This window comes from Frondihabitans sp. PhB188 (genome assembly GCF_003752365.1).
Taxonomy (GTDB): domain Bacteria; phylum Actinomycetota; class Actinomycetes; order Actinomycetales; family Microbacteriaceae; genus Frondihabitans.
Map to the genome: position 1 here is coordinate 332982 of NZ_RJUO01000003.1, position 25552 is coordinate 358533.

Here is a 25552-nt window from a genome sequence, read left to right on the forward strand (position 1 = left end):
AGATCAGTGCTCGGCGGACTGCGGGGGCAGCGCGGCGATGACGGGGTGGTCGTGCGCGATCACGCCGACCTTGGCCGCACCGCCGGGCGAGCCCACCTCGTCGAAGAACTCGACGTTGGCCTTGTAGTAGTCGGACCACTTGTCGGGGAGGTCGTCTTCGTAGTAGATCGCCTCGACGGGGCAGACCGGCTCGCACGCACCGCAGTCGACGCACTCGTCAGGGTGGATGTACAGCGAGCGTTCACCCTCGTAGATGCAGTCGACCGGGCATTCGTCGATGCAGGCGCGGTCTTTGACATCGACACAGGGGAGGGCGATCACATACGTCACGGGCTTGTCTGTTCCTTCGCGTCGGGCTGCGCCTGAGGGCGCTGCGGCGATCCGGCAATCCTATCGCCCTGGCGGGCGGGGAACCTGGGCCACGCCAGCACGACGAGGGCGATGAGGGTCGGCCCGAACAGCCAGGTGTAGCCGAGCGCGTTGCCCGGGATCAGCACGGTTCCGCTCGACTGCGGCAGCGACAGCAGCCCGATGATGCCGACGATCCCGACCGCGGCCAGCACGCCGGCGAGACGCGACGAGAACTGCAGGCGGAAGCCGACGAGCAGGGCGGCCACCATGGCGAGCGCGATGATGACGCCGTAGGGCAAGGCTCCCTGCGCCTCCTGGTGGGCCACCGTGCCGATGGCGCCGAACAGCGCGCCGACGACGAGCGAGGCGGCGAGCGTCACTCCCTTGCCGAGCGGTCCGAGCTCGTCCGGGCCGCCGAGGCCGGGGAATGCCGGCGGCTCGTCGGCCTGGTCGGGCACGTGGCGGAAGGTCTCGACCACCGTCACCGGTTCGATCGCCCCGTGCGGGAACTCGAGCGCCGGGCCGCCGGGCGTCGACACCAGGGTCACCTGCGAGCGGTACTCCCCCAGCGCCGCGACCTTGCGGTCGAGCACCGGAGTGCCGTCGACGACCAGGTCGCCGCCCGCCGCGACCAGCTCGGCCCCGGGGTGCGCGGTACCGCCGGTGATCGCGTAGAACGGGACACCGGCGAGCCGGGCGGCCCGCAGGACAGCGCGGTGCGTGCGCACGTGGTCGGGGTGGCCGTAGCCGCCGTCGGCGTCATAGCTCACGATCGCAGTCGGGTGCACGTCGGCGATGACGGCCGCCAGGTCGGAGACGATCTCGCCGAAGGGCGCCGAGCAGAACGCGGCCGGGTGCACGTCGATGACGGGGATCGGCATGCCGTCGGCCCCCCACTCCATGCCCGAGTCGCGGTATGCGCGCACCGGGAGGCCCGGCGTGCGGGCGGCCTCGGCGCCGAGGAAGCGGTGGTCGGAGACGCCGAGCTCCCGCATGGCGGCGGCGAGCTCGCCCTGGCGGTGCACTGCGAGTGCGGCTGGATCGGCACGGAGGGCGGCGAGTTCCTGCGCCGGGATCGGGATGTCGAGCACCTCGCCCAGCTCGCCCCGAGTGCACGTGACGACGGTCACGCGCGCGCCGTCGTCGACCAGGGTCGCCAGCAGCGCTCCGGTCGCGATCGTCTCGTCGTCGGGGTGGGCGTGCACGACGAGCACGCGCTCGATGTCGTTCGACATCGAGACAACGGGGTTCTGGGGGGTGGGATCGGTGAGGCTCATCACTGGACAGGATAGGCGAGCGCCCGTTATCGTCATCTCTGGTTAGGCAAGGCTTACCTTGATTAGGCTCCCCTACCCGGCTCGGGCCACTGTCCCCGCCGAACCGGCTCCGGCCGCCGAAATGCCAAAGGCTCACCCGTGCTCGCCAACTACCTCATCGGCCTCCGTGAAGGCCTCGAGGCCTCCATCGTCGTGGGCATCCTCATCGCCTACCTGGTCAAGGTCTCGCGCCGAGACGTCCTGCCCCGCATCTGGGTCGGCGTCGGGCTCGCCACCGTGCTCTCGCTCGGCCTCGGCGCCCTGCTGACCTTCGGCAAGTATGGCCTGTCGTTCCAGGCGCAGGAGATCATCGGCGGCGGGCTCTCGATCGTCGCCGTGGGCTTCGTCACCACGATGACGTTCTGGATGGCCAAGACCGCCAACCACATGAAGCACGACCTCCAGTCGAGCCTCGCCAAGGCCCTGGCCGGCGGCGCGTGGGCGATCGTCGGCCTGGCCTTCCTGTCGGTCGGCCGCGAGGGCATCGAGACCGCGCTGTTCGTCTGGGCCACCGTCTCGACAGCGGGCGGCACCGCCCTCCCCGCGATCGGCGCGCTGCTCGGCATCGTCAGCGCCGTCGTCATCGAGATCGGCATCTACCGCGGCTTCGTGCACCTGAACCTCGCGCGCTTCTTCACCATCACCGGCTTCTTCCTGGTGATCGTCGCCGCCGGCGTCCTTCTCTACGGCATCGGCGACCTCCAGGAGGCCGGCGTGATCCCCGGTGTCGGGCACTACGCCTTCGACATCTCGGCGGCGATCCCCCCGACCAGCTGGTACGGCACCCTCCTGCAGGGCCTCGTCAACTTCACGCCGCGACCGACCTGGCTGCAGTCCGCCGTCTGGGTCGTGTACCTCGCGATCGTCCTGCCCCTCTTCTTCCGTGCCACCCGCCGCCGCTCACCGGCGGATCCCATCGCGCAGCGCTCGACCCCCGAGCCCGTCCTCACCACAGGAGCCCCCGAATGACCCTCCGTCCCCTCGGTATCGCAGCCGGAGTCGCCATCGCCGCCCTCGCCCTCACCGGCTGCGTCGAGAACAACCCGGGCGGCGGCTCGTCCTCCGCCGCCGGCACGATCGCCGTCACCGGCAAGGACACCACCTGCGAGCTCTCGTCCACCACGGCCCCCAGCGGCACCGTGACGTTCACGATGGCCAACAAGGGCTCCGACAACAGCGAGTTCGAGGTCCTGGCCTCCGACGGCCTCCGCATCGTCTCCGAGAAGGAGAACATCGGCCCCGGAACGTCGGGGACGCTGACCACGCAGCTCGCCGCGGGCGACTACTACACCGCCTGCATCCCCGGCCTGGTCGGCGAGGGCGTCCGCGCGAAGTTCACCGTCACCGACTCCGGCAAGACGGTCAAGGCCACCGGCACCGAGAAGCAGCAGATCGACGCGGCCGACGCGGCGTACGTCGGCTACGTCAAGGACCAGACCGGCCAGCTCGTCACCGGCACGCAGGAGTTCCTCGACGCCTACCTCTCGGGCGACGACACGAAGGCCAAGGAGCTCTACCCGACCGTCCGCGCCCACTACGAGCGCATCGAGCCCGTCGCCGAGTCGTTCGGCGACCTCGACCCCGAGCTCGACAACCGCGCGGCCGACCTGGAGAAGGGCGAGACCTGGACGGGCTGGCACCGCATCGAGAAGGACCTGTGGGCTCCCTCCGCGGCCGTCCCCGGCTCGTCGACGTCCTACCCGGCACTGACCGCCGCCGAGAAGAAGACGATGGGCGCGCAGCTGACGAAGAACACGAAGCAGCTGTACGACGAGGTCAATGCGTCTGACTTCACCGTCGGGCTCGACACCATCGGCAACGGCGCTGTCGGCCTGCTCGACGAGGTCGCCACCTCGAAGATCACCGGCGAGGAGGAGACCTGGTCGCACACCGACCTGTACGACTTCCAGGCCAACCTCGAGGGCGCCCAGGTCGCCTACGAGGGCGTGCGCTCCATCCTCCTCACGAAAGACAAGGCGCTCGCCACCGAGCTCGACGCCGAGTTCACCTCGCTCGACGAGCTTCTCGCGAAGTACGGCTCGCTGGACAAGGGCTACCCGTCGTACACGACGCTCACGACCGCCGACAAGAAGGCTCTCTCTGACGGCGTCAACGCCCTGAGCGAGCCCCTCAGCCAGCTCACGGCAGCGCTCCTGGGATGATCCACCTGTGACGGAAGACCAGCACGCGGCCCCGCCCGAGTCGATCGACGACTCGGGCGTGGCCCGTTCCCGCGGGCTGTCCCGCCGAGGCCTGCTCGGCCTCGCGGGCGTCGGCCTCGGAGCCGGAGTCGTCGGCGCCGGTGCCGCTCTCGGCATCGAGACCGCCGTGACGAGCGGCGCGACCGGCACCTCGGGCGCCGCCGAGACGTACCCGTTCTATGCGACCCACCAGTCGGGGATCATCACGGCAGCGCAGGATCGCCTCCACTTCGCCGCCTTCGACGTCACGTCGGGGATGACGCGCGCCGAGCTCGTCGACCTCCTCAAAGACTGGTCGTACGCCGCCGGTCGGATGACCCAGGGCGAGCAGGTCTCGAAGTCGGGTGCCGTCGGCGGCTCGCTCTACGCTCCCCCGGACGACACCGGCGAGGCGCTCGGCCTTCCCGCCGCCGGCCTCACCATCACCATCGGCTTCGGACCGTCGCTCTTCGACGACCGCTTCGGCCTGGCGTCGAAGAAGCCCGCGCGCCTGATCGACCTGCCGGAGTTCGCGGGCGACAACATCCGGGCGGATGCCTCGAACGGCGACCTCTGCATCCAGGCCTGCAGCGACGACCCGCAGGTGGCCGTGCACGCCATCCGCAACCTGTCGCGCATCGCCTTCGGCCGCGCGTCGCTCCGCTGGTCGCAGCTCGGCTTCGGCCGTACCTCGTCGACCACGCGCGGCCAGACCACGCCGCGCAACCTGTTCGGCTTCAAGGACGGCACCGCCAACCTCAAGGCGGAGGACACCTCGCTCGTGAAGCAGGACGTCTGGGCGTCCGCCGCCGACGGGGCCGACTGGATGGCGAACGGCACCTACCTCGTGTCGCGCAAGATCCGCATGCAGATCGAGACCTGGGATCACCAGTCGCTCAAGGAGCAGCAGACGGTCATCGGCCGCGACAAGGGCGAGGGGGCACCGCTCTCGGGAGGCACCGAGTTCACCGCGTTCGACTTCTCGAAGAAGCAGCACGGCGCGCCGCTGGTGGCCGCCGACGCCCATGCCTCGCTCGCGCACCCGAAGCACAACGGCGGTGCGCAGATCCTGCGCCGGGGCTACAACTTCGTCGATGGCAACGACGATCTGGGGCGCCTGAACGCCGGGCTGTTCTTCATCTGCTTCCAGAGAGACCCCGAGAACCAGTTCGTGCGCATCCAGAGCGCCCTGGCGGCGAACGACGCCATGAACGAGTACGTGCAGCACGTGTCGAGCGGCATCTTCGCGGTGCCGCCCGGCGCTTCGGCCGGAGGCTACGTCGGCGAGACGCTCTTCGCGTAGCGTCCCGCCGACGGCTCGCTCGTCGTCTAGACCAGCTGCTTCTCCTGCGGGAAGTGGCAGGCGGCCGTGTGGTCCTGGCCGTCACGGCCGTGCGGCAGCGCCAGCGGCACCTCGGTCGCGCAGCGCTCCTTCTCGGCGGCGCCCAGCATCGCGAACACCGGGCACCGGCCGCGGAACCGGCAGCCGACCTGCTTCTCGGTGGGGTTCGGCGGGTCGCCCGGCAGCAGGATGTGCTCGCGGGCGCGCTCCCGCGCCGGGTCGGGCACCGGTACCGCCGACAGGAGCGCCTGCGTGTACGGGTGCAGCGGGTGCTCGAAGACCTCGTCGACGGCGCCGGTCTCGACCGTGCGGCCGAGGTACATCACCGACACCCGATCGGCGACGTGCCGGATCACGCTGAGGTCGTGCGAGACGAACAGGTACGAGAGACCGAGCTTCGCCTTGAGCTCGCGGAGGAGGTTCAGCACGCCGGCCTGGATCGACACGTCGAGCGCCGAGACCGGCTCGTCGAGCACGACGAGGCGCGGCGACGCGGCGAGGGCCCGCGCGATCGAGATGCGCTGACGCTGACCGCCCGAGAACTCGTGCGGGAACCGGCTGGCCGCTGACGAGTCGAGGCCCACCATCTTCATGAGCGCAGGAACTCGACGTGCGACATCACCCGCCGGCGTCCCCGCCGCGAGCAGCGGCTCCGCGATGATGTCGCTCACCGGCTGCCGAGGATCGAGGCTGGCCATCGGGTCCTGGAACACCATGCTGACGGTCGACCGCAGCCGGCGGACGGTGGCCCCGTCGAGCTGCCCTGCCCCCAGGTCGGTGCCGAGCACCTGGATGGAGCCCTGCTCGGGGCGGCGGAGGTCCATGATCTCGTGCAGCGTCGTGCTCTTGCCCGAACCCGACTCGCCGACGAGGCCGAGCGTCTCGCCCTCCCTGATGTCGAGGTCGACCCCGTCGACCGCCCAGACCTGGCCGACCGTGCGCTTGAACACGGCGCCGCGGCGGAGCGGGAACGTCTTGACCAGGCCGTCGACGTGAAGCACCGTCTCGCGCTCGTCGCGCGGCACGCCGTCGAGCGCACCCGCCTCGAGCTCGGGGAGGTCGAACACCTCGTCGGGGTCGGCGCCGGTGCGCGCGAGCTCGTCGGAGTGGTGGCACGCGGCCAGGTGGCCGCCGAGCACGCCCTCGGCCTGGGCCAGCGGCGGCTCGGACGACCGGCACTCGTCGGTGACGAGCGGGCAGCGCGCCGCGAACGGGCAGCCGGTCGGCAGGTTCAGCAGCGACGGCGGTGTTCCGGGGATCGGCACGAGCGGCTGGCCGGAGCGCTGATCCAGACGCGGGAGCGCCCCGATGAGCCCCACGGTGTAAGGCATCCGAGGCTTCGTGAAAAGGTCCTCGGCGGTGGCCGTCTCGACGATCCGACCGGCGTACATGACGGCGATGCGGTCGGCGAACCCGGCGATGACGCCGAGGTCGTGGCTCACGAAGACGAGAGCCGCGCCCGCCTCCTGCTGCGCCTTCCGCAGCACCGCGATGACCTGCGCCTGGATGGTCACGTCGAGAGCCGTCGTGGGCTCGTCGGCCAGGATCACGTCGGGGTCGTTGGCGATGGCCATCGCGATCATGGCACGCTGCCGCATGCCGCCCGAGAACTCGTGCGGGAACGAGTCCACGCGTCGGGGCGCATCGGGGATTCCGACGATCTCGAGCAGCTCGATGGCGCGGGCGCGGGCCTCCTCCTTCGAGGAGCCCCGGTGGATCCGCACCGTCTCCGCGATCTGCTGGCCGACCGTGTAGACCGGCGTGAACGCCGACAGCGGGTCCTGGAACACCATCGAGATTCGCTTGCCGCGGATCGCCGACATCGAGCGGTCGTCGGCGCCGACGAGCTCGGTGCCGTCGAGGCGGATCGAGCCGCCGATGCGGGCCGTCGGCGGCAGCAGGCCGAGGATGGCGGTGCTCGTCACCGACTTGCCGGAGCCGGACTCGCCGACGATGCCGAGGACCTCGCCGCGGCGGAGCGTGAAGTCGATGCCGCGCACGGCTTCGACGACGCCGTCGGGCGTCGGAAATCCGACCGTCAGGCCGCTGACCTCGAGGAGGGGGACATCGCCGCCGGCGGCGCGGCTGGTGCTGGAATCGGTGAGGGTCATCGGTCTCGTCCCGCCTTGCGGATCTTCTCGGGGGTGGGAGTGTCGGTCGCGGTCATCGCGGTCACGCGGCCGGCGGGCTTCGAGTCGACGCCGGTGCGACGACGTCGACGGCCCTTGCGGCCCGCGGTGGAGGTCGGGTCGAGGGCGTCCCGGAGGCCGTCGCCGAGCAGGTTGCTGGCGAGGGCGAAGACGACCAGGGCGCCGGCCGAGAAGTAGAACAGCCACGGCTTGGTCAGGGCGGCGTCCTGGTTGTTGGCGATCAGCGTTCCGAGCGACACGTCGGGCGACTGCACGCCGAAGCCGAAGTACGACAGGCCGGCCTCGGTCAGCACCGCCGAGCCGATCGCGATCGACGCGTCGACCACGAGGAACGACGCCACGTTCGGGAGGATGTGTCGCAGGATGATGCGGAAGTGCCCGATGCCCATGTAGCGAGCGGCACGCACGAACTCGCGCTCCTTCACGCTCAGCGTCATCGAGCGCACCACGCGCGCCGTGATCATCCAGCCGAAGACGGCGAGCAGGACGATCAGGGCGACCCAGCCGAACTGCCGGAAGCGGGGCGACAGGATCGCGACGATCAGGAACGACGGCAGCACCAGCATGAGGTCGACGACGAACATGATGATCCGGTCGGTCCATCCGCCGAAGTAGCCGGCCATCGAGCCGAGCAGGCCGGCGATCACCGTCGAGAACAGGGCCACGAAGAGTCCGATCAGGAGCGACTTCTGCATGCCTCGCGCGGTCTGCGCGAAGACGTCCTGGCCGATCGTGTTGGTGCCGAACCAGTGCGTGCCGCTCGGCGGCTTCGAGAGGTTCAGGTAGTCGATGTGCGAGAAGCTCCACGGCGTCACCAGCGGGCCGATGAACGCGAAGACGAACAGAAGGATGAGCACGACGAGGCCCACGCCTGCCCCGCGGTTCGCGAAGAGGCGGCGGATGGTGAGCACGGCGCGGTTGGGCGACGCGGCGACCTCCTCCTCGGGCGTCTCGGGCAGCGTCTCGTCGTTCGACCCCTGCAGGAGGTCGGGACTGAATCGAGTCATGGTGTGTGCCTCAGCTCTGGGTGCGCACGCGCGGGTCGAGGATGGCGTTCAGGACGTCCGACAGGAAGCCGGCGAACAGCACCACGAAAGCGCTGAACAGCGTGTAGGCCACGACCGAGTTGACGTCGTTCGCGTTGACGGAGTCGATGAACCAGGCGCCGAGACCGTTCCAGCCGAAGATCTTCTCGGTGAACGTCGCACCGGTGAGGACGCCGAGGAAGCCGTAGGCGAAGAGCGTCGTCATCGGGATCAGAGCGGTCCGGAGGCCGTGCTTGAGGATCGCCGGCCGTTGGCGGAGACCCTTCGCCCGCGCCGTGCGGATGTAGTCGGCCTGCAGCACGTCGAGCATGGTCGCCCGCTGGTACCGGCTGTAGATCGCGATCGAGCCGAGGGCGATCGAGATGGTCGGCAGCAGCAGGTGCACGAAGCGGTCCCCCGCGATGGCGGCGAGCCCGCCCTGGAGGTTCGGCGTCGCCTCGCCGGTGAAGCTGATGAGCTGGAAGCCGAGGGTCGAGTTGAGCTGGGTCGCTCCGATCTTGAGGAACACCGCCGTCAAGAAGACCGGTGTCGAGATCAGGATGAACGACAGCACCGCCGTCACGCGGTCGGAGAGCTTGTACTGCCGCACCGCGTTCCAGACGCCGACCAGCACGCCGAGCAGGATGCCGACGATCGAGCCCGCGAGCAGCAGCCGGAGGCTGACGCCCAGACGCGGCCAGAACTCCTGGTTGACCGAGGTGTCCCGGATGGTCTGGCCGAGGTCGCCGTGCGCGAGGTCGCCGACCCAGTGCCCGTAGCGGACGAGGATCGGCGTCTTGTCGTTCACTCCGATGTGATCGAGCTTGGCGTCGACGACCGACACGGGCGGTGCCGGGTTTCGCTGGGAGTACTGGGCCCGGGGGTCGAACGTGGCCGAAGCCAGGAAGTACGTCAGCGATGTGGCGATGAACGCGAGAATCACGTAATAGACCAGACGCCGCGAGAGGTAGCGGATCATGGTGACTCACACTAGACGCACCCCCGAGCCGATCGCGCACGGCAAGTTTCCGACACGTTAAAAGATCGTGCTGTGAGTGCAGAAATTCTCAGGATCGGTAGGGTCATAGTCATTGCCGATTCACAACGCGGTTTCGCCGCCGGGGGCAGACACTCGGAATGACGGCGAAAACCAACCGCTGATCAGCAATTAGATCACTCTTGGAGCGCCATGAAACTGAAGAAATCTGCCGTTTTCGCCGCCGGGGCCGTCGCGGTCGCCCTGGTTCTGACCGGGTGCAGCGGGGGTGGCGGCGATACGAAGAGCACCTCGGACGGCAAGCAGACCCTGTCGTCCTCGGGTGACCAGAACATCCAGCCCGCATCGGCACTGAAAGACGGCGGAACCCTCCGCGTGCCGCTCTCGTCGTTCCCGGCGAACTGGAACTACGGCGAGGTCGACGGCACCCTGCAGGACGCCTTCGACGTCATGAAGACCATGATGCTGTCGCCGTACACGATCAACGCCAAGGGCGAGCCGACCCTCGACACCGACCTCGTCTCGAGCGTCGACGTCAAGGACGACCCGCTGACGATCACGTACAACATCAACGACAAGGCGCAGTGGAGCGACGGCACGCCGATCACCTGGAAGGACTTCGAGGCCAACTGGAAGGCCCTGAACGGCAAGGACTCCAAGTACCAGATCGCCGACCCCACCGGCTACAACCAGATGAAGTCGGTCACGCAGGGCACCAGCGCCAAGCAGGCTATCGTCACGTACTCCACTCCCTTCGCGGACTGGAAGTCGATGTTCAACTACCTCTACCCCGCCAGCGTCATCAGCACGGCTGACGGCTTCAACACGGGCTACCTGAACAAGATCCCCGTCACCAGCGGGCCGTTCAAGCTCAGCAAGATCGACAAGACCGCCCAGACGGTCACTGTCGTGCGCGACGACAGCTGGTGGGGTGACAAGCCGAAGCTCGACTCAGTCACCTTCCGTGCCCTCGACAGCGACGCCGACATCGACGCCTACCTGAACAACGAGATCGACGTCGTCTCGGCCGCCACCTCCGACCGCTACGACCGCGTGAAGAAGGCCAAGAACAGCGTGCTCCGCGCCGCTCCCAGTGCCAACTTCTTCCACATCGACATGTCGTCGTCGGGCATCCTGAAAGACAAGCAGCTCCGACTCGCCGTGCAGAGCACCATCAACCGCGAGGCTATCGCCGGCGTCATCTACGGCACGCTGCCCTACAAGGTGTCTCTGCTGAACAACCACATCTTCCTGTCGACCGACGCGGGCTACAAAGACGAGGCGGGCGACTACGGGAAGTCCGACCCCGACTCGGCGAAGAAGATCCTCGACGCCGACGGGTGGAAGACCGGCTCCGGGTCCGTCCGCGAGAAGGGCGGCAAGCAGCTGACCATGGCCGTCACCATCCCCGCCGGCGTCCCAACGTCGTCGCAGATCGCGCAGATCGTGCAGAGCGAGCTCGCCGACGTGGGCATCAAGCTGACGATCAACACGGTTCCCGTCGACACGTTCTTCTCCGACTACATCACGCCCGGCAAGTACGACCTGACGATGTTCTCGTGGGGCGGCACCGGCTACCACGCCGCCGGCGTCAGCATCTACACCTCCGCCAAGCAGGGACAGAACTACGGCCGCGTCAGCGACTCGGCCGTCGACAAGCTGCTCGCCTCGGCCATCACCGAGCCCGACACGACGAAGTCGAACCAGGACTACAACGACGCCGACAAGCTGATCTGGGAAGAGGGCCACTCGCTCCCCATCACGCAGCAGCCTCGCGTGATCGCGTCCAGCCCGAAGCTCGCCAACTACGGCGCCCGCCCCGGTGCGACCGACCTCGACTGGACCAAGATCGGCTTCGAGAAGTAGCCGACCGGCCGGCACGAGCCGGAACGCCCCCGCTCTCTTCCTGAGGCGGGGGCGTTTCGCGTGCGGGTGCCGCGCCACAGACGCCGCGTACGACGAACGCCCCGCCGTTCCTGCGTCAGAAGATCTGCGCAGGAACTGCGGGGCGTCGCGTTGCGCCGGCGGGGTGCGCCTAGGCGTTCTGCTTCTTGAGGCGAGCGGTCGAACGCTGGCGCGCGGACGCGTCGAGCTCGACCTTGCGGATGCGGATCGCGTCGGGGGTGACCTCGACGCATTCGTCGTCACCGGCGAACTCGAGCGCCTCCTCGAGCGAGAGCACCTTGGAGGGCGTCATCGACTCGAAGTTGTCGGCGGTCGACTGACGCATGTTGGTCAGCTTCTTCTCTTTGGTGATGTTGACGTCCATGTCGTCGGCGCGCGAGTTCTCGCCCACGACCATGCCCTCGTAGACCTCTTCAGTCGGCTGCACGAAGAACGACATGCGCTCCTGCAGGTTGATGATCGCGAAGGGGGTGACGACTCCCGAGCGGTCGGCGATGATCGAGCCGTTCGTGCGGGTCTGGATCTCGCCGGCCCAGGCGTCGTAGCCGTGCGAGATGCCGTTGGCGATGCCGGTGCCGCGCGTGTCGGTGAGGAACTGCGTGCGGAAGCCGATGAGGCCGCGCGCCGGGATGATGAACTCCATGCGGACCCAGCCCGAGCCGTGGTTCGCCATGTTCTCCATGCGGCCCTTGCGTGACGCCATGAGCTGCGTGATCGCGCCCAGGTACTCGTCGGGGACGTCGATGGTCATGTGCTCGAACGGCTCCTGCAGCTTGCCGTCGACGCGACGCGTCACGACCTGCGGCTTGCCGACAGTGAGCTCGAAGCCCTCGCGGCGCATCTGCTCGACGAGGATGGCCAGCGCGAGCTCGCCGCGGCCCTGGACCTCCCACGCGTCGGGGCGTCCGATGTCGACGACCTTGAGCGAGACGTTGCCCACGAGCTCGCGGTCGAGGCGGTCCTTGACCATGCGGGCGGTGAGCTTGTGGCCCTTGACCTTGCCGATGATGGGCGAGGTGTTCGTGCCGATGGTCATCGAGATGGCCGGGTCGTCGACCGTGATGGTCGGCAGCGGGCGCACGTCGTCGGGGTCGGAGAGGGTCTCGCCGATCGTGATGGTGTCGAACCCGGCGACGGCGACGATGTCACCGGGGCCCGCGCTCTCGGCGGGGTAGCGCGAGAGGGCCTTGGTGATGAGCAGCTCGGTGATGCGGGCGTTCTGGACGGTGCCGTCGGACTTCACCCAGGCGACCGTCTGCCCCTTCTTCAGCGTGCCGTGGAAGACGCGCAGGAGGGCGAGGCGGCCGAGGAACGGCGACGCGTCGAGGTTGGTGACGTGCGCCTGAAGGGGGTGCTCGTCGTCGTAGGTCGGAGCCGGGACGTGCTGGAGGATCGCCTCGAAGAGCGGCTCGAGGTCGTCGTTGTCGGGCAGCGAGCCGTTCTCGGGCTTGTTCGTCGACGCGGCACCGGCGCGACCGGAGGCGTAGACGACGGGAACGTCGAGGATCGCGTCGAGGTCGAGGTCTTCGACTTCTTCCGCCAGGTCGGAGGCGAGACCGAGCAGGAGGTCCTGCGACTCGGCGACGACGTCGTCGATGCGCGCGTCGGGGCGGTCGGTCTTGTTGACCAGGAGGATCACGGGAAGCTTCGCGGCCAGGGCCTTGCGGAGCACGAAGCGCGTCTGGGGCAGCGGGCCCTCGGACGCGTCGACCAGCAGCACGACGCCGTCGACCATGGAGAGGCCGCGCTCGACCTCGCCGCCGAAGTCGGCGTGGCCCGGTGTGTCGATCACGTTGATCGTGATGGCACCGTCGGTCGCGTGCTTGCCGTTGTAGAGCACCGAGGTGTTCTTGGCGAGGATCGTGATGCCCTTCTCGCGCTCGAGCTCGTTGCCGTCCATCATTCGGTCTTCGGTGTCGAAGTGCGCGTCGAACGAGTTCGTCTGCTTGAGCATCGCGTCGACGAGAGTGGTCTTGCCGTGGTCGACGTGGGCAACGATTGCCACGTTGCGCAGGTCACTGCGGATGGCAGTCGCCATAGTTGTACGTCCTTTGGAAGAGGGATTTGGGAGAAAGTCGAGAGGGGCGATCATGGCCCCGACCTCAAGAGTCTACCTGCCAACGGGTGAACAGCAGATTTCGTCCTCCGAGGGCTTAACGGGCGGCACCCCGCGAACCGGGGTTCGCGGGGTGCCGGACGGGGCTGCGCCTACTTGCCGAACGCGAAGTTCGCACCCGGGATCGCCTCGAGGAGATCGCGGGTGTACTCCTTCGACGGATTGCTGAAGACCTCGTCGGTCGATGCGCTCTCGACGATCCGGCCCTTCTGCATCACTGCGACCTTGTCGGCCACCAGGCGCACGACCGCGAGGTCGTGCGTGATGAAGAGGTAGGTCAGGCCGAGCTCGGACTGGAGGTCGGTTAGCAGGTTCAGGATCTGGCCCTGCACCAGCACGTCGAGGGCGGACACGGCCTCGTCGAGCACGATCACGTCGGGCTTGAGCGCCAGAGCGCGCGCGACCGCGATCCGCTGGCGCTGACCGCCGGAGAGCTCGTTCGGGTAGCGGTTGATCATCGAGATCGGAAGCGACACCTGCTCGAGGAGCTCGCGGACGCGAGCCTGACGGCTCGCGCTGTCGCCGACGCCGTGCGTGATGAGCGGCTCCGCGATCGTGTTGCCGACGCTGTAGACGGGGTCGAGGGATCCGTACGGGTCCTGGAAGACCGGCTGGACGCGGCGGCGGAAGTTGAACAGGTCCTTGCCGGTCAGAGCGCCGACGGAGCTGCCGCCGACCGTGACCGTGCCGGATGTGATCGACTCCAGCTGCAGCACCAGCTTCGCGACGGTCGACTTGCCCGAGCCGGACTCCCCCACCAGCGCCATCGTCGTGCCGCGCGGGATCTCGAAGGACACGTCGTCGACGGCCTTCAGCTCGGTCGACTTGAAGCCGCCCTGACGGATCTTGTAGACCTTGGTCAGGTTCTCGACCTTGATGAAGTCGGGCGCCTCGTGCTTGGCGATCTGCTCGCGCTCGTGCGCGGCCTGGAGACGGCGCGCGTCGTCCGAGCCCGCTTCGGCGACGGCGTCGCCGTGGACGGCCGACGGAGCGATCTGCGACTGGATGCGGCGGCTCGCGAGGCTCGGAGCCGCAGCCACCAGGCGCTGCGTGTACGGGTGCTGCGGGTTCGCGAGGATCTCCTGCGACGGGCCGGACTCGACGACGCGGCCCTTGTACATGACGACGAGCTTCTCGGCACGCTCGGCGGCGAGGCCGAGGTCGTGCGTGATGAAGAGCACCGAGGTGCCGTAGTCGCGGGTCAGGGTCCCGAGGTGGTCCAGGATCCGGCGCTGCACCGTCACGTCGAGAGCCGAGGTGGGCTCGTCGGCGATCAGGAGCTTCGGCCGGGCCGAGAGGCCGATGCCGATGAGGACGCGCTGGCGCATACCGCCCGAGAACTGGTGGGGGAACTGCTTCAGGCGGGTTCCTGCGTCAGGGAGACCGGCTTCTTCGAGGACCTGGATGGCGCGCTTGCGGACGTCCTTGCCGGAGGCCACGCGGTTGGCGCGGATGGCTTCTTCGACCTGGAAGCCGATCGACCAGACCGGGTTGAGGTTCGACATCGGGTCTTGCGGCACGTAGCCGATCAGACGACCGCGGATGTCCGAGATCTCGGGCTTCGGCAGCTTCACGAGGTCGCGGCCCTCGAAGAAGATCTCGCCGGCCGTGACCTTGCCGGTCCCGGGAAGCAGGTCGATGATGCTCGTCGCGGTCGTCGACTTGCCCGAGCCGGACTCGCCAACGATCGCGAGGGTCTCGCCCTGACCGAGGGTCAGGTCGACGCCGCGGACGGCCTCGACGTAGCCCGACTGGGTCTTGAACCCGATGTTCAGGCCTTTGATCTCGAGCAGCGGAGCGCCCTTCACCACGCCGTTCGCAGCCTGGGTCTGAGTGTCGGTCGTGGTGGTCATCGGCGGGCCCTCGCCTTCGGGTCGAGGGCGTCGCGCACGACGTCGCCCATCATCAGGAACGAGAGAACGGTGATGCTCAGCGCGGCGGCCGGCCAGAACAGCGGCAGCGGTGCCGTGCGGAGCGTCGTGCGAGCGTTGTCGATGTCGCCACCCCACGAGACGGTCGTGCCCGGCAGGCCGATGCCGAGGAACGACAGGGTCGACTCGGCGACGATGAACGTGCCGAGCGAGACGGTGGCGACGACGATGACCGGCGCGATGGCGTTCGGCACCACATGCCGCAGGAGGATCCGGAACCGGGAGACGCCCAGAGCGGTCGAGGCCATGACGTAGTCCGTCGCTGTCGCGCTGATGACCGAGCCGCGCATGATGCGCGCGATCTGCGGCCAGGCGAACAGGGCGAGGATCAGCGCGACGGTGAGCGGATTGCGATCGGTGATCGTCGACATGACGACGATCGCACCGAGGACGGTGGGGATCGAGAAGAAGATGTCGCCGATGCGCGAGACGACCGCGTCGAGCCAGCCTCCGTAGTAGCCGGCGAGCGAGCCGATGACCACGCCGACGACGGTCACGAGGACCGTTGCGAGGATGCCGACGAGGAGCGAGGCACGGGTGCCGTAGATCACTCGGGAGAAGACGTCGTAGCCCTGGAACGTGAAGCCCAGCGGGTGACCGGACCGGGCCCCGGCGTTGCTGTTGGACAGGCTGTTCGTCTGAGGGCTCACGTGCGTGAAGAGTCCGGGGAACAGAGCGATCACGATCACGAGGACGATGAGGACCCCCGAGATCCAGAACAGCGGGCGGGTGCGCATGGAGTCCCAGGCGTCGCGCGCGCTGGAGCGGGGCTTCTCGGACTCGTCGACCGCGTCGACGGCCTTGAGCGGCGTCTCCTCGAGGTCGGCGACGTAGTGGTCGGGCGACAGCTGGCCCGGAGTCGTGCTACTTGGCATAACGGATCCTGGGGTCGAGGAGAGCGTAGAGGAGGTCGACGAGCAGGTTCGCCAGCATGAAGATGATGACCATCACGGCGACGAACGAGACGACTGTCGGCCCCTGCTGGAGCTGGATCGCCTTGTAGACGGTTCCTCCGACGCCCTGGATGTTGAAGATTCCCTCGGTGACGATGGCGCCGACCATGAGCGATCCGATGTCGACGCCCAGGTAGGTGACGACGGGGACCAGGGAGTTGCGCAGGATGTGGACCGAGATCACGCGACGGCGCGGAAGGCCCTTCGCTGTGGCGGTTCGCACGAAGTCGGCGCTCATGTTCTCGGAGACCGAGGCCCGAGTGAGGCGGACGATGTAGGCGAACGAGACCGTGGCCAGCACGATCGCCGGCAGGACGAGGTCGCCCCAGGGCGCTTCGGGACTCACCGTGACCGCGAAGAGGCCCCACTTGATGCCGAGGAAGAACTGGAGCAGGAAGCCGACGACGAAGGTCGGGACCGAGATCAGCAGCAGGCTGACGACGAGCGCCGAGTTGTCGAAGATCTTGCCTTTGCGCAGACCCGAGATCAGACCGACCAGGATGCCGGCGACGGCCTCGAAGAGGAGGGCCAGCATCGAGAGTCGGAAGGTGATGGGGAAGGCCTGCTTGAGCTGGTCGATGACCGGGATGCCCGAGAAGGTGGTGCCGAGGTTGCCCTGGAAGAGGTGCCCGATGTAGATCAGGTACTGGACGATGAACGGCTTGTCCAGGTTGAACTGAGCACGGATCTCGGCGATGACCTGAGGGCTGGGCTGCTTGTCGCCGTACAGTGCTGCGACCGGATCGCCTGGCAAGGCGAAGACCATGAAGTAGATGAGGAACGTCGCCCCGAAGAAGACGGGGATCAGTTGGAGGAGGCGCTTGCCGATGTACCAGAGCATCAGTCGTCCTCCCCGGTCTGCGAAAGCAAGAGGTCTATCTGCGAAGTCATTCGTGTCGCAATCATGGGGAATGGAGGGAACTCACCAAAAGGTCCGGGGTGAGAAACCCACCCCGGACCCTTCAGTTGTTTGTAGTGAGGTTACGCGAACTGGCTAGTTCTTGGTGACCGCGTAGTACAGCGGCGTGGAGTCCCAGCCGAACTTGACGTTGGACACCTTGGTGCTCCAGACGCCGACCTCGTTCGAGTACCACAGCGGGATGGCGGGGAGGTCCTGGAAGAGGACGGTCTGCGCCTGCTGGTAGATCTTGTTGGCGTCCGCGACCGTGGCCTGCGAGCTGCCCTTCTTGACGAGGGCGTCGAACTCGGAGCTCGAGTACTTGCCGTCGTTCGACGATGCACCCGTGACGTACAGCGGGGCGAGGAAGTCGTTCAGCGACGGGTAGTCGGCCTGCCAGCCGGAGCGGAAGGCACCGCTGGTCTTGCCACCCGCGACGTCATCGCGGAATCCGCCGAACGTCGGGTACGACTGGCCAGCGGCCTTGATGCCGAGCACGTTGGTGATGCCGTTGGTGACTGCGTCGACCCAGCCCTTGTGGCCGCCGTCGGCGTTGTACGCGATGGTGAAGGTGCCGGTGAACGGCGAGATCGCGTCAGCTTCCTTCCACAGCTCCACAGCCTTCGACTTGTTGTAGTTCAGGACGTCGTTGCCCTCGACGTCAGCCGAGTAGCCGTCGATCACCGGGGTGGTGAAGTCCTTGGCGGGCGTGCGGGTGCCCTGGAAGATCACCTTGGTGATCTGCGAGCGGTCGATTGCGAGGGAGATCGCCTCGCGACGCAGCTTGCCTTCTTTGTCTTCCTTGAAGTGAGCGAGGTTGCTCGGAATCGTGAAGGACTGGAAGATCGCGGCAGGCGAGTTGGAGAAGTGGTCCGGGAAGTCGGACTGGTACGTGGCGAAGTTGGCGTCCGGCACGGTGTCGTCGATGTCGAGGTTGCCGGCCTGCGCGTCAGCGTAGGCGGAGTCGAGACCGGTGTAGAAGGAGAAGTTCAGTCCGCCGTTGACGGGCTTGCGCGAGCCGGCGTAGTCCTTGTTGGTCACGAGGTCGATGCCCACGTTGTGCTTCCACGCGGTGGCCGACTTGAGCTTGTAGGGGCCGTTGCCGATCGGGTCCTGACCGAAGGCCTTGGTGTCCTTGTAGAAGGAGGAAGGCAGCGGGTAGAAGGCCGAGTAGCCGAGGCTGAGGGGGAAGTCCGCCTGCGGCGCGAGGAGAGCGACCTTGAACTCGGTCGGGCTCACGACGGTGAGGTCGAGCTGCGAGCTCTTCGCGCCGTCATAGCCCTTGAAGTTCGCGAAGAAGGACGACGCGGTCTGAGCGTTCTTGAGGTCGGCCGCCCAGGCCCACGCCTTCGTGAACGACTCGGCGGTGACCTTCGTGCCGTCGGTGAAGGTCCAGTCGTCGTTGAGCTTGATGTCCCAGTTCTGCTGGTCGTCGGAGGTGATGCTCTTGGCGACCTCGTTGACGATCGCGCCCTTGGCGTCGTAGCTGACCAGTCCGTCGAAGAGCTGCGTGACGATCCTGCCGCCGCCGGTCTCGGTGGTGTCGGACGGGATGAGCGGCTTCTGCGGCTCGGTTCCGTTGGCCGAGATGATCGCGGTCGCGTCGCCGGCCGCGGCCGACTTCGTCGCCGAGTCGCCGCCGGACGAGCTGCAACCGGCGAGGACCATGCTGGCCGCACCCACGATCGCAATGGCGCCGAAGAGCGGGCGCAGACGCTTACCAGTGATTTTCACTGAATGTTCCTCCTGATGGAATGTGACGCACACGAGCCAACGCGCAAGGGGCACGCCGAACGGCTCTGGATAAGAAGACCATAAGTAAACGGTTGCGAAACGCCAAACCGCGAACCAAAGCGTTACGACTTGGAAACACGCGGAGCGCATTTGTTGCGAAGTCGGTCAGTTCCTTGCGTGGATTCGCATTTACGCGCAACAATCCGTCATTTCAGGGAGTATGCAGGTGCGCCCAAGCTTCGCAACTTCCCCGTCATCGTCTGACATCATGGGCCGGTGCCGATCCGCCAGCCGCTGCCATTCCGCCGACCGCTGCCGTTCCCTGTGGCCGAACCGCTGGGCTCCGGAAACACGCGCGGGCGGGTCCGAGCCGAGATCCTCATCGTCCTCGCCCTGTCGCTCGGGGCCAGCGCGGTGTACTCCGTCGTTCAGATCCTCGACCTCCTGACCCGGTCGGCTCCCCTGTCGAACCAGACCGCGCAGCTGAACACCTCGCTCGACAGCCGCGAGATCTTCGACTTCGTCTACCAGGTGCTCGGCAACGGCTTCGACCTCGTGCCCGTCGTGCTGGTCGGCTTCCTTCTCTGGAAGACCGCCAGGCCCCACCTCGGGCGTCTCGGCGTCGACTTCTCGCGCTTCGGCAGAGACGCCCTTCTCGGCGCGGCCCTCGCCCTCTCGATCGGCATCCCGGGGCTGGCGCTGTACTTCGCCGGCCGCGCCATCGGGATCACCGTCGACGTCGTTCCCACGAACCTCGCCGCCCACTGGTGGACAGTGCCCGTGCTGCTCTTCTCGGCTCTCCGCTCGGGCATCACCGAGGAGGTCATCGTCGTGGCCTACCTCTTCGCTCGGCTCAAAGACCTGTCGTGGCGGCCGCTCTGGATCCTGCTCGCCGCCGCTCTGCTCCGCGGCACTTACCACCTGTACCAGGGCTTCGGCGCGTTCATCGGCAACGCGGTGATGGGCCTCGTCTTCGGCTGGCTCTACATGCGCTTCGGCAGGATCCTGCCCCTCGTCATCGCGCACTTCCTGATGGATGCGGCGGTGTTCGTCGGCTACCCCTGGGCGGCAGCCGCGTTCCCGGCCCTCTTCGGCAGCTGACACCGCTTTCGCCTCGTGACGCCGGTTATCGCCGGTGTCGCGCGGCGAAAGCGGTGTCGCCTATCGAGTCCGGGGCGCGTCGCTCGGAGCGGTGAGATGCAAGGCGGAGCCCCGGGGGCTATAGCGGAGCTATGCCCCCGGGGCGACAACGTGGCAGATTGCCGCCCCGAGCGTCGCGCGGCGTCAGGCGAAGGCCTCGACCGGAGGGCACGCGCAGAACAGGTTGCGGTCGCCGTAGGCCTGGTCGATACGGCGCACGGGCGGCCAGTACTTCGAGCGCACGAGCGAGCGCACGGGGTAGACGGCCTCCTCGCGACTGTAGGCCTCCGACCACTCGCCGAGGATGACCGACTCGGCCGTGTGCGGGGCACCGCGCAGCGGTGAGGCGTCGGCCGCCCACTCCCCCGCGCCGACCCGGTCGGCCTCCTCCCTGATGGCGATCATCGCGTCGACGAATCGGTCGATCTCGGCGAGGTCCTCGCTCTCGGTCGGCTCGACCATCAGCGTGCCCGCGACCGGGAACGACATCGTCGGCGCGTGGAACCCGTAGTCGATCAGGCGCTTTGCGACGTCGTCGACGGTCACGCCGGTGGCGTCGCGGAGGGGCCGCAGGTCGAGGATGCACTCGTGCGCGACGAGCCCGCCCTCGCCCGAGTAGAGCACCGGGTAGTGGTCGCGGAGGCGCGCAGCCACGTAGTTCGCGGCGAGCACGGCGGCTCCGGTGGCCTCGGTGAGGCCCCGGGTGCCCATCATGCGCACGTAAGCCCACGAGATCGGCAGGATGCTGGGCGAGCCGTACGGCGCCGCCGAGACCGGAACACCGGCGTGGGCGAGCCGCTCCGCGGAGACGCTCCCCGGCCGCCGGTCGGCCTGCTGCGCCAGCGGGTGCCCCGGCAGGAACGGCGCGAGGTGCGCCTTGGCCGCGACCGGGCCGACGCCGGGGCCGCCCCCGCCGTGCGGGATGCAGAACGTCTTGTGGAGGTTCAGGTGCGACACGTCGCCGCCGAACTCGCCGAAGCGCGCGTAGCCGAGCAGCGCGTTGAGGTTCGCGCCGTCGACGTAGACCTGGCCGCCGGCCGCGTGCACCGCGTCGGTGATCTCGCGGATGTCGTGCTCGTAGACGCCGTGCGTGGACGGGTACGTGATCATGAGGGCGGCCAGCTCCTGCGCGTGCTCCGACACCCTGGCCCGGAGGTCGGGCAGGTCGACGTTGCCGAGCTCGTCGCACGCGACCACCACGACACGGAGCCCCGCGAGCACAGCGCTGGCGGCGTTGGTGCCGTGCGCCGACTGCGGGATCAGGCAGACGGTGCGCGCGTCGTCACCGCGCGAGAGGTGGTAGCCGCGGATCGCGAGCAGGCCGGCGAGCTCGCCCTGGCTGCCGGCGTTGGGCTGCAGCGAGACGGTGTCGTAGCCGGTGACCTCGGCGAGCCAGCCCTCGAGCTGCCCGATGAGGCCGAGGTAGCCCTCGACATCGGAGGCCGGCGTGAACGGGTGGATGTTCGCGAACTCCGGCCAGGTCACGGCCGCCATCTCGGTCGCCGCGTTGAGCTTCATGGTGCAGGAGCCGAGCGGGATCATGCCGCGGTCGAGCGCGTAGTCCTTGTCGGCGAGGTGCTTGAGGTACCGCATCATGCTGGTCTCGCTGCGATGCGTCCTGAAGACGGGGTGAGTCAGGTAGTCGCTGGTGCGCAGGAACTCGCCCGCCAGCGGCGACTCCGCCCCCGCGGGCACCTCGAACCCGAGCACCTCGCCCAGGGCGGCGAGGTCGTCCGCCGTCGTCGTCTCATCGGTCGAGATCGCCACCGTGTCGGCGTCGACCTCGAGCAGCAGGTAGCCCGCGTCGTGGGCCGCGGCGACGATGTCGTGCGCGCGACCCGGCACCGTCAGGGTCACCGTGTCGAAGAACACGTCGGAACCGGTGGCGAGCCCTGCGGCTTTCGCCGCCGCGCTCAGGTCGGCGGCGTGCTGGTGCGTCCGACCGGCGATGTGCTTCAGCCCCCACGGCCCGTGGTAGACCGCGTACATCGAGGCCATGACGGCGAGCAGCACCTGCGCGGTGCAGATGTTCGAGGTGGCCTTCTCGCGGCGGATGTGCTGCTCGCGCGTCTGCAGGCTGAGGCGGTACGCGGGGTTGCCGACGGCGTCCTGCGAGACGCCGACGAGGCGCCCCGGCAGCTGCCGCTCGAGGCCGGTGCGGACGGCCATGTAGCCGGCGTGCGGGCCGCCGAAGCCCATCGGCACGCCGAAGCGCTGAGAGGTGCCGACGGCGACGTCGGCGCCGAACTCGCCGGGGGCGACGAGCAGCGTGAGGGCGAGGAGGTCGGCGGCGACGACGGCGAGTCCGCCGCTCTCGTGCAGCCGGTCGACGATCGCGGCGGGGCTCCACACGCGGCCGGAGGCACCGGGATACTGCACGAAGCCGCCGAAGGCCTCGGGCACGTCGGCCGGGTCGACGGACGCGAGCGGCAGCTCGACGAGGCGGATGCCGACGGCGGCCGCGCGGCCGGCGAGGAGCGCCTTCGTCTGCGGGAGGGCGTCGGAGTCGACGACGAACACGTCGGAGGACGCCTTCGAGGCGCGGCGCGCCAGCAGCATGCCCTCGACGACGGCCGTGCCCTCGTCGAGCATGGAGGCGTTCGCCGTCGTCAGGCCGGTCAGCTCGGAGACCATCGTCTGGAAGTTGATGAGCGCCTCGAGGCGGCCCTGCGAGATCTCGGGCTGGTAGGGCGTGTACGCGGTGTACCAGCTGGGGTTCTCGAGCACGTTCCGCTGGATGACGGCGGGCGTGATGGTGCCGTAGTAGCCGAGGCCCAGGAAGGAGCGGCTGACCGTGTTGCGCCGTGCGATCTGGCGGAGCTCGGCGAGGGTCTCCTCTTCGGAGGCGGGCTCGGGCAGCGACGTCGCCTCGAGGGCCGCCGCGCGGATGCTGTCGGGCACGGCTGTGCGGACGAGCTCGTCGACGCTCGCGTGGCCGGTGACGGCCAGCATCTGCGCCTGCGCCTCGGGCGTGGTGCCGATGTGGCGGTCGACGAACCCGCTCGCCGCGGTGCCGGGGATCAGGCCGCTCATTCGGCGGTCAGGGCGACGTACTCGTCGCGCGAGAGGAGGGCCGGGAGGTCGCCGGAGAGCGTGATCTTCACGAGCCAGCCGTCGCCGAACGGCGCCGAGTTGACCAGGTCGGGGCTGTCGACGACGGCGTCGTTGATCTCGGTCACGGTGCCGAGCACCGGCGCGAAGAGCTCGCCGACCGACTTCGTCGACTCGATCTCGCCGACGACCTTGCCTGCCTCGACGGCGGTGCCCACGGCGGGGAGGTCGACGTAGACGACGTCGCCGAGCTTGTCGGCGGCGTAGTCGGTGATCCCGACGGTCGCGGTGTCGCCGTCGATCAGGAGCCACTCGTGCTCGGCGGTGTACTGGAGGGTGGTGAGGTCTGACACGGTCGGCACCTTTCAGGAGCGCTTGTAGAAGGGGAGCGCGACGACGGTCGCGGGGATCGTGGTGCCGCGGACGTCGACGCCGAGCGTCGTTCCGACGGCAGAGGCGGACGGGTCGACGTAGGCCATAGCCACGGGATGGCCGAGGGTCGGCGAGAGGGCGCCGCTGGTCACGACGCCGACCTCGGCGCCCGAGTCGTCGAGCACGGGGTACTCGGCGCGCGCGGCACGGCGGCCCTCGAGGGCGAGGCCGACGAGGACGCGGGCGCCCTCGGCCGGCTCGACGGCATCGCGGCCGACGAAGACGTCTTTGCCGAGGTCGACGACGCGGCCGAGACCCGCCTGGGCCGGCTTCGTGTCGAGCCCGAGCTCGTGGCCGTAGAGCGGCATGCCGGCCTCGAGGCGGAGGGTGTCGCGGCTGGCGAGACCGGCCGGGACGACCCCGCGCGGAGCACCCGCCTCGGCGAGCGCCTGCCAGAGCGCGGGGGCGTCGTCGACGTCGATATAGAGCTCGAAGCCGTCTTCGCCGGTGTAGCCGGTGCGGGCCAGGAGCACGGGCACGTCGTCGAACGTGCCCTGCAGGGCGCGGTAGTAGCGCAGCTCGGAGAGCGGCTCGTCGGGGGCGAGGCGGTCGGAGGTGATCAGCTCGTCGAGCACCCCGGCCGACTCGGGACCCTGGATGGCGATCAGCGCGGTGTCGTCGCTCTCGTCGTCGACCGTCACGTCGAAGCCGTGGGCGCGCTGCGCGAGCGCGGCGAAGGCCGCCTCGCGGTTGCCGGCGTTGGCGACCACCAGGAAGTCGTGCTCGTCGAGCCGGTAGACGACGAGGTCGTCGACGATGCCGCCCGCCTCGGCGAGCAGGAGCGAGTACTTCGCCCGGCCGATCGCGATCGACGACAGAGTGCCGGCGAGGGCGTGGTCGAGGAACGCGCCCGCCTCCGGCCCGACGACGGCGATCTCGGCCATGTGCGAGAGGTCGAACAGCCCCGCGGCCTGGCGCACGGCATGGTGCTCCTGGAGGTCGGAGCTGTACCGGACCGGCATCTGCCAGCCGGCGAAGTCGGTGAAGCTGGCGCCCGCCGCGACGTGGACGTCGTGGAGGGGACTGAATCGGACCTCCGGCGCGTCCGTGGCTGCGACCTCGGCCAGCAGGTCGTCGTCGCGCGGTTCGGATTCGGAAGGCAGTTCGGGTGCGTCGGACATATCAGGGCTCCGCATGATCGAGGGCAGACGACCGCGGACTCGCAGTCGTGCTCCCCCTCTGTCATAGGCCTGAGAGCTTCACCGCGTCCGTGGTCGCGACTTTCACCGTGGGCGAGGAGCGTGCGACAGCGCGCTCCTGCTTTTCAGAGTGGCCCACACCGCGCGGTACGTCTACCTGAGAGATTGGCGGGGAAGCTTGCTCCTTCGGTGGCCGGCCGGATGGCCGGGCACTCTCCCGCGCAGTGGAAATGGCCCGATGTTCGATTGTGCGTGAAGCCTAGCAAGAGGCGCCGACACCCGGAGGTGCCGGCGCCGCGGCTCAGAAGTTCGGGATGCCCGACGGGTCGACCTTCTTCGGCGCGGCCGGCTCGCCCGAGCCTCCGGCGCCGGCCGCCGCCTGACCCTGCTCCATCGCCTCGAGCATGCCGCGCACGTCGTGGGCGAGCTGCTGCACGCCCTCGGCGAGCATCTCGAAGCCGGCGGTGTGGCCGGGGTTGACGACGAGGCCGGTCCCCTCGGGGATCGCCTGGACGAGCTCGGCGGCGGGCATCTGCACGGCATACCCCGCGACCTGCGCGACCTGCTCGGGCACGCGGTCGATGTGCGAGAACACGGCGAGCATGGGCATGCCCTCGCGGTCGAACAGCACGGGCTCGAGCGCGTTCAGGTCGTCGGTCACCTCGGTGGCCGTCGGGACGACGATCAGCGCGTTGACGAACTGGCCGATGACCTCGTTCATGTCGCCCTCGCCGGTCTGCCCCTTCAGGATGGACGCCTCGAGGGGCGTGGCCTCGCGCTCGGGCGCGTCGGTGCCGGTCTCGTCGGTGCTCGTCTCGTCGGCAACGGTCTCATCGGCCGCGAGATCAGGAGTCGTGGGGGTGTCTTCAGAGGAAGTCATCGCACCACTCTG

At 68.6% G+C, this 25552-nt stretch carries 19 protein-coding genes and 1 riboswitch; of the genes, 5 read left to right on the forward strand and 14 right to left on the reverse strand.

Translation table 11 applies throughout. The annotated features are described in order from the left end of the window. Nucleotides 1–3: 3 nt before the first annotated feature. Both fdxA and EDF46_RS10350 read right to left on the reverse strand, forming a co-directional pair. Nucleotides 4–330 carry a ferredoxin gene (gene fdxA, locus EDF46_RS10345; protein ID WP_123506196.1) on the reverse strand — a complete coding sequence of 109 codons (327 nt, stop codon included), beginning with the start codon at nucleotides 328–330 and terminating at the stop codon, nucleotides 4–6. Then, nucleotides 327–1628 carry a PIG-L family deacetylase gene (locus tag EDF46_RS10350; protein WP_158614213.1) on the reverse strand — a complete coding sequence of 434 codons (1302 nt, stop codon included), beginning with the start codon at nucleotides 1626–1628 and terminating at the stop codon, nucleotides 327–329. The genes fdxA and EDF46_RS10350 overlap by 4 nt, the downstream gene beginning before the upstream one ends. A 138-nt stretch (nucleotides 1629–1766) precedes the next feature. Between EDF46_RS10350 and efeU the strand changes: the two genes are divergently transcribed. The 3 genes from efeU to efeB are packed head-to-tail and all read left to right on the forward strand — an operon-like array spanning nucleotide 1767 to nucleotide 5150. Continuing rightward, nucleotides 1767–2636, forward strand: a complete 870-nt coding sequence (gene efeU, locus EDF46_RS10355) for an iron uptake transporter permease EfeU (protein WP_123506198.1) — start codon at nucleotides 1767–1769, stop codon at nucleotides 2634–2636. Continuing rightward, nucleotides 2633–3829, forward strand: coding sequence for an iron uptake system protein EfeO (gene efeO, locus EDF46_RS10360; RefSeq protein WP_123506199.1), 1197 nt, complete (start codon nucleotides 2633–2635; stop codon nucleotides 3827–3829). The genes efeU and efeO overlap by 4 nt, the downstream gene beginning before the upstream one ends. 7 nt (nucleotides 3830–3836) lie before the next feature. Then, the gene (gene efeB, locus EDF46_RS10365; protein ID WP_123506200.1) at nucleotides 3837–5150 is read left to right on the forward strand and encodes an iron uptake transporter deferrochelatase/peroxidase subunit; all 1314 of its coding nucleotides are present in this window, start codon (nucleotides 3837–3839) and stop codon (nucleotides 5148–5150) included. Between the two features lie 26 nt (nucleotides 5151–5176). On the opposite strand, the gene EDF46_RS10370 is transcribed toward efeB, so the two are convergent. From EDF46_RS10370 to EDF46_RS10380, 3 genes are read right to left on the reverse strand one after another with little or no spacing between them, the layout of a single operon-like run. Next, a complete protein-coding gene (locus EDF46_RS10370; RefSeq protein WP_123506201.1) occupies nucleotides 5177–7300 on the reverse strand; it encodes an ABC transporter ATP-binding protein in 2124 nt (707 codons plus the stop codon). Beyond that, the gene (locus tag EDF46_RS10375) at nucleotides 7297–8346 is read right to left on the reverse strand and encodes an ABC transporter permease (protein ID WP_123506202.1); all 1050 of its coding nucleotides are present in this window, start codon (nucleotides 8344–8346) and stop codon (nucleotides 7297–7299) included. The genes EDF46_RS10370 and EDF46_RS10375 overlap by 4 nt, the downstream gene beginning before the upstream one ends. 10 nt (nucleotides 8347–8356) lie before the next feature. Next, nucleotides 8357–9343 (reverse strand): ABC transporter permease, encoded by a 987-nt coding sequence (locus EDF46_RS10380; RefSeq protein WP_123506203.1) that lies wholly within the window; start codon nucleotides 9341–9343, stop codon nucleotides 8357–8359. A 210-nt stretch (nucleotides 9344–9553) separates the two neighbouring features. Here EDF46_RS10380 and EDF46_RS10385 point away from each other — a divergent pair, with 210 nt between their 5' ends. Then, the gene (locus EDF46_RS10385) at nucleotides 9554–11227 is read left to right on the forward strand and encodes an ABC transporter family substrate-binding protein (protein WP_123506204.1); all 1674 of its coding nucleotides are present in this window, start codon (nucleotides 9554–9556) and stop codon (nucleotides 11225–11227) included. A gap of 169 nt (nucleotides 11228–11396) precedes the next feature. On the opposite strand, the gene typA is transcribed toward EDF46_RS10385, so the two are convergent. The 5 genes from typA to EDF46_RS10410 form a co-directional block, all read right to left on the reverse strand. Next, entirely contained in the window at nucleotides 11397–13304 is a 1908-nt protein-coding gene (gene typA, locus EDF46_RS10390; protein WP_123506205.1) for a translational GTPase TypA, read from the reverse strand. A 170-nt stretch (nucleotides 13305–13474) separates the two neighbouring features. Next, on the reverse strand, nucleotides 13475–15235 hold the full coding sequence (locus tag EDF46_RS10395) for an ABC transporter ATP-binding protein (RefSeq protein ID WP_123506206.1): 1761 nt from the start codon (nucleotides 15233–15235) through the stop codon (nucleotides 13475–13477). Then, a complete protein-coding gene (locus EDF46_RS10400) occupies nucleotides 15232–16188 on the reverse strand; it encodes an ABC transporter permease (protein ID WP_123506207.1) in 957 nt (318 codons plus the stop codon). The genes EDF46_RS10395 and EDF46_RS10400 overlap by 4 nt, the downstream gene beginning before the upstream one ends. After that, nucleotides 16178–17107, reverse strand: a complete 930-nt coding sequence (locus EDF46_RS10405; protein WP_123506208.1) for an ABC transporter permease — start codon at nucleotides 17105–17107, stop codon at nucleotides 16178–16180. The genes EDF46_RS10400 and EDF46_RS10405 overlap by 11 nt, the downstream gene beginning before the upstream one ends. Before the next feature lie 153 nt (nucleotides 17108–17260). Beyond that, the gene (locus EDF46_RS10410; protein ID WP_370454090.1) at nucleotides 17261–18898 is read right to left on the reverse strand and encodes an ABC transporter substrate-binding protein; all 1638 of its coding nucleotides are present in this window, start codon (nucleotides 18896–18898) and stop codon (nucleotides 17261–17263) included. Between the two features lie 312 nt (nucleotides 18899–19210). On the opposite strand from EDF46_RS10410, the gene EDF46_RS10415 reads away from it, so the two are divergent. Further along, a complete protein-coding gene (locus tag EDF46_RS10415; protein ID WP_123506533.1) occupies nucleotides 19211–19999 on the forward strand; it encodes a CPBP family intramembrane glutamic endopeptidase in 789 nt (262 codons plus the stop codon). 183 nt (nucleotides 20000–20182) lie between these two features. Here the strand turns inward: EDF46_RS10415 and gcvP are convergent, their stop codons facing one another. The 4 genes from gcvP to EDF46_RS10435 all read right to left on the reverse strand — a co-directional run bounded on the left by gcvP (nucleotide 20183) and on the right by EDF46_RS10435 (nucleotide 25540). Beyond that, on the reverse strand, nucleotides 20183–23071 hold the full coding sequence (gene gcvP, locus EDF46_RS10420) for an aminomethyl-transferring glycine dehydrogenase (protein ID WP_123506210.1): 2889 nt from the start codon (nucleotides 23069–23071) through the stop codon (nucleotides 20183–20185). Continuing rightward, nucleotides 23068–23442, reverse strand: coding sequence for a glycine cleavage system protein GcvH (gcvH, locus tag EDF46_RS10425; protein WP_123506534.1), 375 nt, complete (start codon nucleotides 23440–23442; stop codon nucleotides 23068–23070). The genes gcvP and gcvH overlap by 4 nt, the downstream gene beginning before the upstream one ends. Nucleotides 23443–23454: 12 nt before the next feature. Further along, nucleotides 23455–24642 (reverse strand): glycine cleavage system aminomethyltransferase GcvT, encoded by a 1188-nt coding sequence (gene gcvT, locus EDF46_RS10430; protein WP_123506211.1) that lies wholly within the window; start codon nucleotides 24640–24642, stop codon nucleotides 23455–23457. Nucleotides 24643–24795: 153 nt separating this feature from the next. Beyond that, nucleotides 24796–24890: riboswitch (glycine riboswitch) on the reverse strand. Between the two features lie 71 nt (nucleotides 24891–24961). Continuing rightward, the gene (locus tag EDF46_RS10435; protein WP_123506212.1) at nucleotides 24962–25540 is read right to left on the reverse strand and encodes an SseB family protein; all 579 of its coding nucleotides are present in this window, start codon (nucleotides 25538–25540) and stop codon (nucleotides 24962–24964) included. Between the last annotated feature and the right edge of the window lie 12 nt (nucleotides 25541–25552).